Annotated in this window: 11 protein-coding genes and 1 pseudogene; 9 read left to right on the top strand and 3 right to left on the bottom strand. The window is 43.0% G+C overall.

Features of this window, described 5'->3' with window-relative positions:
• Positions 1-187: 187 nt before the first annotated feature.
• The 6 genes and pseudogenes from ACDZ29_RS07030 to eutC all read left to right on the top strand — a co-directional run.
• Positions 188-1,567: a histidine kinase N-terminal domain-containing protein gene (locus ACDZ29_RS07030; RefSeq protein WP_375090537.1), complete on the top strand. Its 1,380-nt coding sequence runs from the start codon at positions 188-190 to the stop codon at positions 1,565-1,567.
• A gap of 9 nt (positions 1,568-1,576) precedes the next feature.
• Positions 1,577-2,161 carry an ANTAR domain-containing response regulator gene (locus tag ACDZ29_RS07025; protein WP_289326676.1) on the top strand — a complete coding sequence of 195 codons (585 nt, stop codon included), beginning with the start codon at positions 1,577-1,579 and terminating at the stop codon, positions 2,159-2,161.
• Positions 2,162-2,307: 146 nt separating this feature from the next.
• Entirely contained in the window at positions 2,308-3,579 is a 1,272-nt protein-coding gene (eutH, locus tag ACDZ29_RS07020; RefSeq protein WP_375090536.1) for an ethanolamine utilization protein EutH, read from the top strand.
• An 18-nt stretch (positions 3,580-3,597) separates the two neighbouring features.
• The gene (locus ACDZ29_RS07015) at positions 3,598-5,004 is read left to right on the top strand and encodes an ethanolamine ammonia-lyase reactivating factor EutA (protein WP_375090535.1); all 1,407 of its coding nucleotides are present in this window, start codon (positions 3,598-3,600) and stop codon (positions 5,002-5,004) included.
• A gap of 18 nt (positions 5,005-5,022) precedes the next feature.
• Complete coding sequence (locus tag ACDZ29_RS07010; RefSeq protein WP_370016577.1) at positions 5,023-6,387, top strand: ethanolamine ammonia-lyase subunit EutB; 1,365 nt, start codon at positions 5,023-5,025, stop codon at positions 6,385-6,387.
• Between the two features lie 32 nt (positions 6,388-6,419).
• Positions 6,420-7,145 (top strand): annotated as a pseudogene (gene eutC / locus ACDZ29_RS07005) (ethanolamine ammonia-lyase subunit EutC); the annotation flags it as partial.
• A 321-nt stretch (positions 7,146-7,466) separates the two neighbouring features.
• Here the strand turns inward: eutC and ACDZ29_RS07000 are convergent.
• Positions 7,467-8,192, bottom strand: a complete 726-nt coding sequence (locus tag ACDZ29_RS07000; protein ID WP_375090534.1) for a DUF4261 domain-containing protein — start codon at positions 8,190-8,192, stop codon at positions 7,467-7,469.
• Positions 8,193-8,454: 262 nt separating this feature from the next.
• Between ACDZ29_RS07000 and ACDZ29_RS06995 the strand changes: the two genes are divergently transcribed.
• On the top strand, positions 8,455-9,174 hold the full coding sequence (locus ACDZ29_RS06995; RefSeq protein WP_289314697.1) for a YebC/PmpR family DNA-binding transcriptional regulator: 720 nt from the start codon (positions 8,455-8,457) through the stop codon (positions 9,172-9,174).
• 98 nt (positions 9,175-9,272) lie between these two features.
• On the opposite strand, the gene ACDZ29_RS06990 is transcribed toward ACDZ29_RS06995, so the two are convergent.
• Entirely contained in the window at positions 9,273-10,679 is a 1,407-nt protein-coding gene (locus ACDZ29_RS06990; RefSeq protein ID WP_375090533.1) for a polysaccharide deacetylase family protein, read from the bottom strand.
• A gap of 184 nt (positions 10,680-10,863) precedes the next feature.
• Between ACDZ29_RS06990 and ACDZ29_RS06985 the strand changes: the two genes are divergently transcribed.
• Both ACDZ29_RS06985 and ACDZ29_RS06980 read left to right on the top strand, forming a co-directional pair.
• A complete protein-coding gene (locus ACDZ29_RS06985; RefSeq protein WP_375090532.1) occupies positions 10,864-11,379 on the top strand; it encodes a sigma-70 family RNA polymerase sigma factor in 516 nt (171 codons plus the stop codon).
• Positions 11,364-12,233 carry a DUF3298 domain-containing protein gene (locus ACDZ29_RS06980; protein ID WP_375090531.1) on the top strand — a complete coding sequence of 290 codons (870 nt, stop codon included), beginning with the start codon at positions 11,364-11,366 and terminating at the stop codon, positions 12,231-12,233. Before ACDZ29_RS06985 ends, ACDZ29_RS06980 begins: the two co-directional genes overlap by 16 nt.
• A gap of 107 nt (positions 12,234-12,340) precedes the next feature.
• Here ACDZ29_RS06980 and ACDZ29_RS06975 read toward each other — a convergent pair whose 3' ends face one another.
• A complete protein-coding gene (locus tag ACDZ29_RS06975) occupies positions 12,341-12,565 on the bottom strand; it encodes a hypothetical protein (protein WP_289314701.1) in 225 nt (74 codons plus the stop codon).
• Positions 12,566-12,633: the final 68 nt, after the last annotated feature.

The raw sequence follows: 12,633 nt of genomic DNA, 5'->3' as shown, positions 1-12,633 counted from the left end.
CAGAAAAGCAATTTAGTTAAAAGGACTAATCTAGGGTTTTTTTTATAGGGGAATACTATTTAAAAATATCGCTATCTAATGTTAGAATACATTACATTCAAATATTTTGAATATTGACAAAAATAAGGACGGTATCTATAATAATCAATAATAATATCCATGAATAAACGTTATTGGGGTTTTGCCTATGGAACGGACAACTACAACTGCTGTCCGAGAATTATGTGAGATGCATACTCACCTACTGGACAAGGATATTCAAGTTCTTGAAAACCTATCAACGAATTTATCGTTGATAGCCAATTTGAATAAAGCGAATATCTTTATTGATTGTCCGGTGCGTGAAGGGAAGCATGCCATAGTTGTGGCAGAGGCAAGCGCATATTCCGTAAAATCGGTTTATGATCATCCGGTTGTCGGGAAATTTGCCTATGAGGCTTTTGAGCCGGCAGTATTTTATGTATTGCGCACCGGAAAGGAGATGTTCGTGAATCGGGCATTGACTCAAGAGGGAGCAATGGTCCAGCAAAGTGTCGTTCCGGTCAAGGGAGAATGCAATCGGGTCATAGCCGTTTTGATCATGGAAAAGGTGATTCAGGAAGAACCTGAAACTTCAAATCAGTTTGAAAGGCAAGATCAACAACATTCCTTAGTTCCTGAATTCATCGAAGAGTCCATTTTCCTGATCAATAACCAGAACCGACTTGTTTATACGAATCCTGCTGCCATTAATCTAGTAACGGAAATAGGTTTGAGGGACTGTGTCTTGGGGGATTCCATTTTCGATTGTTTTCCTGACTTTGCCGATGTTCTTGCTTCAAAAGAAGAGATTTTAATGAAAGAAATTAATATTGGTAAAAAGGCTTTCCAAATTAAGAAATTCCATTTAGGCAACAAGAATTCCGATGAAACATTCATCATCATCCGGGATCTGACTGAACTGCGGGATAAAGAGAGAGAGCTGATTAGCAAGTCAGTAGCCATTCGTGAAATTCATCATAGGGTGAAGAATAATTTGCAGACTGTTGCCAGTTTACTTCGGCTGCAAATGAGGATAGGGGCCCCTGAAGAAAGCAAGCCCCATTTATTGGTCAGTTTGAACCGGGTGTTAAGCATATCGTCGGTTTATGAAATCATTTTGGCAAGCAGCCATGCGGATCACGTGGATTTACTGGAGCTTATTAAGAAAATAGGCGATATGATCGTTTATACGGAGGATCATACCCGTAACGTCCTAAGCATTGAATATACGGGTGAGCTTCATTCCATTGATTCCGACATTGGCATTTCCGTCGCGCTGGTGGTGAATGAGCTGATTCATAATTGTGTGAAGCACGCTTTCATAGAAGGTACGGAAGGGAAGATTACCGTATGCTTTCAAAAGGATGGTTCTGAATTGGAGATTCAAGTAAGAGATGATGGCATCGGCTATTCGCCGGCAGTGAAACCTTCTTTGGGGCTGGATATCATCCGCATGACGGTGGAAAATGATTTGGATGGGGAGTTTTCGATTCATCGGATTAAAGAAGGTACCCTGGCTTCTGTGAGATTTCCATACAAGAGGTAGGTGGGAGAAGTGGTCAAGAGGATTTTGGTCGTGGAGGATGAATCGATCGTTCTGCTTGATATAACGATTATGCTCAAGGATGCAGGCTACGATGTGGTTGGACATGCACGTGACGGCGAGAAGGCAGTTGAATTGGCACATGCTTTACAGCCGGATCTCGTTTTGATGGATATAAAAATGCCTAAAATGAATGGACTCAAGGCTAGCGAAGTGATATCCAATACCTTTCAGATACCGGTCCTGCTTTTAACTGCATTCAGCCAGCGTGAATATATCGACGAGGCGAAACGGGCGAATATCGTCGGATATCTTGTAAAGCCAATAACGGAGGCGAATTTGATTCCGGCAGTGGAGATTGCTTTACTGCAAGCGGCCAATGCAAAAAAGTATCAGGAACGAAATGCTCAATTGGATGAAACGCTCACAAATCGTAAAGTCATTGAAAAGGCAAAAGGAATTATCATGAAAAGGAAGAAAGTAACGGAAGAAACCGCTTACAAAAAGCTGAGAAGGCTGAGTATGGATAAGCAGCTTTCCATGGAGACAGTGGCACGCATGATCATTTCAAATGATCAAAAACAAGTAAATAGATGAAGCAATGGCGCTTTGATGGACCAAATTGGTTATAGGTAGGCAATTCTACTGAAAAACCTAAGTTTGGGCTATAAGAGGCGTCTTTTTTTATACCCTTTTTTAAAAGTCGATAGGCCAAATCAAATCGGAATTCAGGGGGAATATGTATGGAGATGGTAGGTAAATTCGTTATTTATATCATTATGGTGTGTGCTGTTGTCGGTGCTTTTGCATCGATTAAAGACAGTGAGCGGGGGTTGGGCAAGCAATTCATGGAAGGTTTGCATACCGTTGGCCATATATTCATCCCGGCTGCTGGAATCATGGCCTCAATCCCATATTTATCATGGTTCATCGATACAGTATGCGGTCCGGTTTTCGCTGCAATTGGTGCAGATCCCGCCCTTGCTGCAACCACGATTTTGGCAACGGATATGGGGGGCTACCAATTGGCTGCCGAGCTCCAGGAATCATATGAAGGTTGGATCATGGCGATGATTGTCGGATTCATGTCTGGAGCAACGATCGTATTCTCGATTCCAATGGGACTTGCCATGTTAGAGAAGCGTGATCATAAATACATGGCTCTTGGTGTCATGTCAGGAATCCTGACGATTCCGATTGGCGCTTTCATCTCAAGCGTGCTAGTGGTGGCAACGAATTCGAAAATCCGCGAAGTTATTTCCACGAATGCGGATTCTACATACGAATTCGCGTTGAGCTATTTGAAAATTGCCCTGAATCTTTCCCCCCTTCTCATTTTTGTGGTATTGCTTGCGTTAGGTCTTTATTTCCTGCCGGATTTGATGATCAAAGGTTTCATGTGGTTTGGGAAAATACTGGATGCCGCGATTAAACTCGTACTTGTGTTTTCAATCGTGGAAATTTTCACCGGACTGTTTTCCACTGTATTTGGTGCTTGGGGATTCCATCCGATCATGGCCGATAAGGCAGACCAGTTCCGTGCCCTGGAAACGGCGGGGTATATCGGAATCATGCTGGCAGGTGCTTTTCCAATGATTTACCTGATTCAAAAGTATGCAGGCAAGCCGCTTGAAGCGATGGGCGGGAAAATCGGATTGAGCAAAGCGGGGAGTGCAGGGATATTAGCCACGGTAGCCAATATATTGGCGATGTTCAAACTTGTTAAAGATATGCCGCCGAAGGATAAGGTCATAAACATTTCCTTCGCAGTGTGTTCAGCTTTCCTATTAGGCGATCATTTATCTTTCACAGCCAACTTTCAGCCATCCTTAATATTACCGATCATTGTAGGCAAGCTATCTGCCGGTGTTATTGGAATCGGTCTTGCTTACTGGCTGTCCGTTCCGAAAGCTTTGGAATTGGAGGAAAAGGATCGTGCAGCAGGAGTTATCGGCATAAATGAATATAAAGGTGAAAACAAGGAAGAAGATGGAAATGAAATCCGAGTGGTGTAAAACTGAGGTGGAATTCTAATGAATGAACAGGTGGAACGAATCATCAGTGCAGGAATTGATATTGGCACCAGTACGACGAAACTTGTTATCAGCGAGCTTTCGCTTAGGAATGTGGCGGGTGGCGGACAGGTGCCAAAAATCGAAATTACCGATAAGAAAATTCTGTATCGAAGTCCCATTTTCAGGACCCCGCTTTTATCCGATACGGTAATTGATATACCTGCCGTTCAAAGGATGGTGGAAAGTGAATATCATCAAGCCGGAATCATGATGGAAAACATACAAACAGGGGCTGTCATCATCACAGGGGAAACGGCAACCAAACAAAATGCAGAAAAAATGGTACACCAGTTATCCAAAGCGGCAGGGGAATTCCTTGTAGCGGCAGCCGGTCCGGATTTGGAGGGAATCATTGCCGCCAAGGGATCCGGTGCCTATCAACATTCCATTGAGACAGGAAAGACAATTGCGAACATAGACATTGGCGGGGGAACGGCGAATATTGCCGTATACCGTTCTGGCATGCTTTGTGGAACTTGCACACTGCGTATAGGAGGCCGTTTGGTTGAATGGGAGGGAGCGAAGGTGAAGGTTGCTCCTTCAATAGGAAAATGGCTGAAATCAAAGGGGTATTCTCCTTTGAATGGTGATGGGGCAATCATCGCAAATGAAATGTCGAAGGTGCTTTTGCGGTTTCTGGCTGGTTCATACACAAACGAAGATAAACTCCTTTTAGTGGGGAAGGAGCCATCGTGGACAGGACGAATAGATGGGTTAATGTTCTCGGGCGGGGTCAGTGATTGCATTTATCATGAAGAACGGAAGGACAAAAGCTTCCGGGATATCGGCATGATGCTTGCAACCTCTATAAAGGAAAATGAAGGATTGGCTGCATGGGAGTGGGAACAGCCCGTTGAAACGGTTCGGGCGACTGTCCTTGGAGCAGGCGCACATACAACTGAAATCAGCGGTGCCACCATCGAGGTGAATGATTCCCATCTGCCAATTCGTAATATCCCAGTCTATCGGCTCGATTTTCATGGCGTGCTGGATGATGGAGCCGAGAGAATGAAACAAGCTGTTCAGGATGCGATCACGATATACGATCCCCAGCATGAAGGCCTTAATTTTGCCTTTTATTTAACGAATTTGCCTTATCTATCATTTCGGGACATTCAGCAGCTCGCAGTCGTTTTTACCGAGGCTTTGAAGCAAAAACCGAATCAGCAGCAGCCTCTGATCATTGTCATGGATAGTGATTATGGGAAGGTGCTTGGTCAAACATTTCTAGCGAATCAACCAGATCTGCCGGTCATCTGCATTGATCAGACACAAGTGGAACATGGTGATTATTTAGATATAGGAAGGCTGCTGCGGACAGGGGTCGTTCCGGTTGTCGTAAAAACGCTAACCTTTCACAGTTAGAAAAAGGAGGATTACACGATGAAATTATCCACTCAATACTTTGGGGAAATCCATCAATTCAAATCGTTGAAAGAAGTCTTGGCCAAAGCGAATGAAGAGAAATCAGGAGATAGGCTTGCGGGAATTGCAGCAGAATCGGTCCAAGAACGGATTGCGGCGAAAGCGGTGCTTAGCGAATTGACTTTGGCAGACATTAGGAACTATCCCTTACTCTCCCCGGAAGAGGATGAAGTGTCACGGGTGATAGATGGTCTCATCAATGGAACCATCTATCAATCTGTGAAGAATTGGAGCGTTGCCGAGCTGCGTGAATATATTTTAAGTGACGAAACGACTGGAGAGGATTTAAAGCGAATAAGCAGGGGGTTGAATAGTGAAATGATTGCTGCTGCCGCCAAGCTGATGTCGAACCTCGACCTCATTCATGCAGCCAATAAAATTGAAGTGCTCACCAAGAATAATAGCACGATCGGATATAAAGGAACGCTTGCCTCGCGCCTTCAGCCTAACCACCCGACAGACAATGTGGATGGCATGCTCGCTTCTTTAAAAGAAGGCCTCTCCTATGGTATCGGGGATGCACTCATTGGAATCAACCCTGTCGATGATTCAGTCGAAAGCGTAAAGCGGCTGCTTCATGCGACACAGGATGTCATCCAGAAGTGGAACATCCCGACCCAAAATTGTGTGCTTGCGCATGTGACCACACAAATTAAGGCCGTACAGCAGGGGGCACCTGCTGATATGATCTTTCAAAGCATAGCCGGAACCGAAACGGCCAATCGTTCTTTTGGAATTAATGTTCAATTGCTCGAAGAAGCCAATGAGGTGGCAAAGGCCTATGGGACCGGAACAGGTCCACAGCATCTTTATTTTGAAACGGGGCAAGGCTCCGAGTTATCGGCGGAAGCGCATTTCGGAATCGATCAGGTGACGCTTGAAGCGAGGAACTATGGATTTGCCCGCTATTTTGATCCGTACATTGTCAATACGGTCGTCGGATTCATCGGACCTGAATATTTATATAACAGCAAGCAGGTAATCCGCGCCGGGTTAGAAGATCATTTCATGGGAAAAATGCATGGACTGCCGATGGGAGTCGATATTTGCTACACGAATCATATGAAGGCGGATCAAAATGATATCGAGGACTTGGGTGTACTTTTAACTGCGGCTGGCGTGAATTTCATCATCGCAACTCCGATGGGGGATGACTGCATGTTAAACTATCAGTCTTTGAGTTACCACGATATAGCGACTTTGAGGCAAACGATGGATAAGCGGCCTGCCCCCTTATATGAAGTTTGGCTGGAGAAGATGGGGATTATGGAAAACGGCAAGTTAACGAAGCGTGCAGGTGATCCAACGATATTTAACCATTAGGAGTGGATGATATGGGAATGAATAATAAGGAAGATTTGGATGCTTTGATGGCGAAAACCCCTGCGCGGATAGGGGTAGGCAGATCGGGAACACGGCCGAAAACGGATTCTTGGCTGAAATTCCGTTTTGACCATGCAGCAGCTGTTGATGCTGTATATGGTGAGGTCAGTGAAATTCTGTTGAAACGCTTGGATTTATTCAAGGTGAAAACGAAGGCCGATGATAAGGAAGTCTATCTGCGGCGTCCGGATTACGGCAGGAAGCTTTCGGATGAAGCAAAGCGGGTGATAGAAGCCAAATGCATAAAGGCCCCTACGGTTCAGATCATCATATCCGATGGCTTAAGTGCCAAGGCGATCGAAGAAAATATGGAGGACGTCTATTTATCTTTCAAACAATCCTTGGCAGTGGCAAAACTGGATACAGGTACCCCTTTTTATATTGAAAAGGGCCGGGTTGCCGTGATGGATGATATCGGTGAAATCCTTGGACCTGAGGTCATTGTCCTGTTAATCGGTGAACGGCCTGGTCTCGTCAGTGCTGAATCATTGAGCGCTTATATTTGCTATAAACCTCGCTTGGGCACAATTGAAGCAGAGCGGATGGTCATTTCCAACATCCATAAAGGCGGGATTCCACCCGTTGAAGCTGGAGCACATCTTGGCACGGTCATTCAAAAGATTCTCAAATACCAAGCGAGCGGCATGTCCCTCGTGAAGAAAGAACATGACGAAGAAAAGCGTGAAAAACTCAGTTGAAAAAATAAAAATGGAGGAGCGAATTACTCCTCAGAGTTTGTCGGTAAAAGTGGGGAGATATGGTCTCATCCCGAACCAAGATTTTAAAACAAGACTAGATTATCCTTAAAGTTTTTTAATTGTAATCCTTATTGGATAGAAGAAATTTGCGACACTCCTGCCGAAAAACTGGCTAGCCGAGACCCTGCTAGATGTTTGCGGCGAGGAGGCTTGGCAGACAGTCGGCGGAAAGGGAGCAGATTTCTGAAATCAATAAAAAAACTGTAGGCAAACTCGCTTTATTCGAATTTGTCTACAGTTTGGGAGGAGCGAATTGCCCCACTATTTACTTGTCCCTAAATTCCACAATCCAAATGGGTTATAGAAGGGATGGTCTTCTTCGTATCTAAAGTCCTGAAGGCCCGTCAATATGAAGTCAGGTGCGTCTTTTTGTATGCTAAAGGTTTCGCCATTCTTAAAGAGAGGCTGTTCACCTACATGGTAATAATTGAATGTGTTAAGTAGAGCAGCCGCCTCTTTCGGACTCATTGTGTTAAGTGTCACGGCATCCGGAAGACCAAAAGCTTTCATTCCGAAAGAACAATAATAATCCTCTTCACCGATGATCGTGACAAAATGGGCATATACCGAGAGAATATCGGGGCTATGATGAAGTTGTTGCCAATCTTCCTTTGAATGGGCAATGCCAGCTGTTTCTATTTTCACTGCCATTCCGCCTGCCCTAAGGATTGTTGCACCGGCATCGATCAAATCTGAAACATTTCCAACATTGGATATATCAGCAATTATATAAACGGTAAAGGTATGGTCATTGATTTCCGCTAATAAACTCTCTGGAAAGGCGCCTTTACTGGCGTAGGAAAAGGTCTCTGTTAAAGTGGGTTCATAATCCTGGATCTCCGCCTGAAAAGTTATGTTCTTATCCTTGTTATGAAAAATATTCCCGGCTAACAGATACCCTTCGCTTTGGGAGGCTACCGTTTGAATCAATTCTGTCCGGTCCTTCCACTTTCCGGGTATCCCGATGATGATTTGGTTTTCCGTCATGAATCATCTCTCCTTTCCAATCACTTCATACTATACCACTCTTGATGTATTCCGTAGTATTTTATAATATATGGCGCCAAACCGTCGATTTAATGCCAGTGGTTGATGTGCAGACTTTTTCAAATTTATACAATTGATGTATAATATAATCTAGTAAACGTACTGTCTATCTTTAAAGGAATTCCCTTAATGGGTTTTCTCTTAGAGCAGTATCTTAATAATCAATTCGTATATATTCAATGATGAAAGAGAGTGGAATATAATGGGTCGTAAGTGGAATAACATTAAAGAAAAAAAAGCGTCAAAAGATGCAAATACAAGTCGGATTTATGCTAAGTTCGGACGGGAAATATATGTAGTGGCGAAACAAGGTGAACCAGATCCAGAATCCAATCAGGCATTAAGGGTCGTACTTGAGCGTGCGAAAACGTACAATGTTCCGAGAGCAATCATTGACCGTGCGATTGAAAAGGCAAAAGGCGGTTCAGAAGAAAGCTATGACGAACTTCGTTATGAAGGATTCGGTCCAAATGGTTCAATGGTCATCGTGGATGCATTGACAAATAACGTGAACCGGACGGCATCTGATGTACGTGCCGCGTTTGGGAAAAATGGCGGGAATATGGGTGTCAGCGGATCTGTTGCTTATATGTTCGACGCAACGGCTGTGATCGGGATTGAAGGTAAAACGGCTGATGATGTGCTTGAACTGCTCATGGAAGCGGATGTTGATGTACGTGACATCATTGAAGAAGAAGAATCGGTCATCGTTTATGCTGAACCTGAACAATTCCATGCTGTGCAACAAGCATTCAAGGATGCAGGAATCACCGATTTTACAGTGGCAGAGTTGACGATGCTTGCACAAAATGACCTTACCCTGCCAGAAGATGCACAAGCACAATTCGAAAAAATGATTGATGCATTGGAAGATTTGGAAGATGTTCAACAAGTTTATCATAATGTAGACCTTGGTGAATGAGAAAACAAGCAGACCTTTGCTATATGATCAAAGGTCTGCTTATTTTATTTGAATGCAAAGAGCCTGTTTCGAATCACGAAACAGGCTCTTTCTTTTGATTATTCATTTATGGTGATTCCGGAAAGTTCACGATCTTTTTTTACCTTTTCCAATTCCGAAATTGTGACCAGTTGATAACCTTGGTCATGCAGTTGTTTGATGATTTTTCCTGCAGCCTGGGCGCTAGTTTGATAGATATCATGCATTAATATGATTCTGCCATCTTTGGCTTTGCTCATCACTTTGTTTACGATTTTCTTTTCATTGCGTTCTTTCCAATCTTCTGGATCGACATCCCAAAGTGAGACTTTCATATCCTCCATGTGTTCACGCACATTATTGTTAATCGCTCCATATGGGGGACGGACGAGATTTGGCTCAGTACCTGTAGCTTTTTCTACAGCGTCTTGGGTCTTTTCGATTTGATCTTCGATTTTGTTCTTGCTTAAGCGCGTCAGCTGCGGATGATCCCATGAATGGTTGCCGATCTCATTTCCTTGCTGCAGCATTTTTTGCAGAACTTCCGGATAGTGCTGTACGCGGCTTCCAAGCACGAAAAACGTCGCGTGTCCATCATACTTTTTCAGGTTTTCAAGAATGGACATGGTATAACTTGGATGCGGCCCGTCATCGAACGTCAAGGCAATGACCTTTTTTGAAGGGTCGATCCATTCCTTTTGCACGGGCAGTTTGGCGACGATATGTTTCGGCTGCCATTCCTTTACACGATCCTCATTCAAATCTTGACTTTGATATGAATCTAGCAAACTATCTTTAAAAAGATCCTTCTTGATGGCTATTGTATGGGTCTTAGTTGAATCATCAGTCTTAACGTAGAATACGAGCGTATTTTTCAAGACTGAAAAAGAATTGAAGTTGGCTGCCTTCAGTTTGTTTTCCTTTTTAATGAGACTGTTTGAAATGCCTTCTTCTTCCTTCTGCGTTAACTCTTCAAAAACAATATCGGATAAAACGGATATATAATCAGTATCCGTGGCAAAGATGTCTTCTATAGAGAGCTTTTGCTGAGATGGAATATCATAAGTGAAGATCTGGGTTCCAGACTGTTTCTTTCCTTCCACTTGCTCATATTTATCGAAGGAAATCGTAATGGTCTGTTTGCTGAAATGGAGGATCGTATAGGTGAGGTTAAGCTCGGATGCTTTTCCGTCGGATGCTTTCCATTTCTTTTCATAATTCTTAATTTCTTTCTTTATGTAAGCTTCTAGCTGCTTGTCGATCTTTTCTAAATGCAGAACAGGCCTGCTGGCTGAATACCCGCCTTTCGTATTATCTTTCACATACGTTTGAATATCGGCTTCTGGGTAATTTTTATCAGTTGTATAGGCCGAAACGGTTCTTTTCTTATCAAAAGCAAGGCTTTTAATGGCTAACCCCATCGTTCCCACAGCAGCTGTTAGACAAAATAGAAAAATAAAGACTTTTTTATAATTTAATTTCCTCATGATGCACTCCACCTCGATAATCATTCTACTATATAGACGCTCCAAAAGCCTTAAAAGTTTGTAAATATTTTCATTTTTTTATATAAAAATATTTCCTTGATCAATTTCAAACTTTTATGGCTGCACGAACGTCTATCCTTTGTACCTAGGATACGTAATTTAATGTAAGGAGCTCTATCATGCAATGAAAAATCTAGATATGAATCAATTAATAACGGACCGGATAACCGAACGGCAAGAAAATTTGTACAGACTTGCTTTTTACTATGTCAAAAATCAAGAGGATGCGCTTGATATCGTGCAGGAATCGATCAGGAAAGCGCTGGCCTCCAGCAGCAAAATAAAAGACGCTTCTTCTATAGATAGTTGGTTATATAAGATCATCGTCCGAACGGCACTTGATGTTTTGCGAAAGAAAAAGAAGCTGACCGTCGCCGATGACGAAACAATAGAGTACTTACGCAGCGGTGAGGAAGATCACTACGCTGACCTGGATTTGCAAAAGGCCCTTGAAGGACTTTCGGTCAAGTATAAAACGGTAGTCGTCTTTCGTTTCTTTGAGGACCTGAAGTTGGAAGAGATAGCGGAAGTGCTGGAAGAGAACGTAAGCACGATTAAAACGAGATTATATAAAGCGCTGCAACTATTGCGGATCAACATGACTGAACGGGAGGAAACGAAAAGATGGAAAAAAAATTAAAAGATCTACGGGAAGAGTATCTTAAAACACCGATCCCAAAGGAATTGAAAGATGTCGTTCAAGCCGCCTTGAATGAAAGGCCAAGGAAGAAGCCAAGGGTTGGCAGGAATATCCTGGTGTCAGCGGCTGCAGCGCTTCTGATTGTGACAGCTTCCGTAAACATCAGTCCGGCAGTGGCGAAAGCCATGAGTGATATTCCAATAGCCGATAAGGTCATCGATGTGATCACCTTCGTCGAATGGAAAGAAGAAGCGAATAATTCCTCGGCAGTAATCAAAACACCTGCTATATCCGGTCTGGAGAATAAACAGCTCGAAAATAGCTTGAATGATAAATACTTATCGGAAAGCAAGCAGCTCTATAAGGAATTCTCGGATTCCATGTCAAAACTGAAGGAAGGGGAAAAGGGTAATATCTCGGTGGAAAGCGGGTATGAGATATTGACAGATAATGAAACGATCTTATCCGTACGGCGTTATACGGATAAGATCCAGGCTTCCAGTTCTACAGAAAGTCAATTCGATACAGTCGACAAGAAAAACGAAGTGCTTTTAACGTTAAATAGCTTATTTAAAGATGATCGTTATCTCCAGGTGATCAGTGAGAACATAAGGGAACAGATGAAGCAGCAGATGGCTGAAGATCCGGAAAAGATATATTGGGTCGAAGATGATGATTTTACTGCTTTTAAAGGCATAGATGAAAACCAAAACTTTTATATAAACGAAGATGGCAAGCTAGTCATCGCCTTTAACAGCTATGAAGCTGCCCCGGGATATATGGGGGCCGTCGAGTTCATCATCCCGACAAAGGTGCTAACAGATCTTCTTGTGGGCGATCAATATATCCATTAAAACGAACTTATTAGTAAGGTGCTTTAATTATTCTTATGACGGGCGAGAGGGTTTTAAAACGGGGACCTCACAATGCCCACTAAAAAGGACGAACCAACGTTACTTGATTACAGTAACCTTGGCTCGTCCCTTTTTTCATCGAATTTCATCTGATCCAGTTCCAGCCTCATTTTTTCCGTCTCCATAAGAAAATTTGCATGTTTAAGTTTTTCAAGCTCCAATTCATCTTTGAGCATATTGTGTTTGGTTTTTGACTGTTTTTCGAAATGGGTTGTCAGTATGCCGAGTATAGGGATGGAAAAAATCATCACGACGGTTATGATACCGAGCATTATTGTGCCTCCTCATTTTTGTGTTATTTCTATTATACGGTGTCTATAACGGTTTTGGTTGGGGTTTT

This window comes from Peribacillus sp. RS7 (genome assembly GCF_041956845.1).
Lineage (GTDB): Bacteria > Bacillota > Bacilli > Bacillales > DSM-1321 > Peribacillus.
The sequence above is the reverse complement of the archived record's forward strand: the minus strand, read 5'-3'. Positions and strand labels throughout refer to the sequence as shown.

Coding starts and splice junctions, on each gene's coding strand:
- ACDZ29_RS07010 (WP_370016577.1), top strand. CDS start 5,023: ATGAAATTATCCACTCAATACTTTGGGGAAATCCATCAATTCAAATCG.
- ACDZ29_RS06985 (WP_375090532.1), top strand. CDS start 10,864: ATGAAAAATCTAGATATGAATCAATTAATAACGGACCGGATAACCGAA.
- ACDZ29_RS06975 (WP_289314701.1), bottom strand. CDS start 12,565: ATGCTCGGTATCATAACCGTCGTGATGATTTTTTCCATCCCTATACTC.
- ACDZ29_RS07015 (WP_375090535.1), top strand. CDS start 3,598: ATGAATGAACAGGTGGAACGAATCATCAGTGCAGGAATTGATATTGGC.
- ACDZ29_RS06990 (WP_375090533.1), bottom strand. CDS start 10,679: ATGAGGAAATTAAATTATAAAAAAGTCTTTATTTTTCTATTTTGTCTA.
- ACDZ29_RS07030 (WP_375090537.1), top strand. CDS start 188: ATGGAACGGACAACTACAACTGCTGTCCGAGAATTATGTGAGATGCAT.
- ACDZ29_RS06980 (WP_375090531.1), top strand. CDS start 11,364: ATGGAAAAAAAATTAAAAGATCTACGGGAAGAGTATCTTAAAACACCG.
- eutH (WP_375090536.1), top strand. CDS start 2,308: ATGGAGATGGTAGGTAAATTCGTTATTTATATCATTATGGTGTGTGCT.
- ACDZ29_RS06995 (WP_289314697.1), top strand. CDS start 8,455: ATGGGTCGTAAGTGGAATAACATTAAAGAAAAAAAAGCGTCAAAAGAT.
- ACDZ29_RS07000 (WP_375090534.1), bottom strand. CDS start 8,192: ATGACGGAAAACCAAATCATCATCGGGATACCCGGAAAGTGGAAGGAC.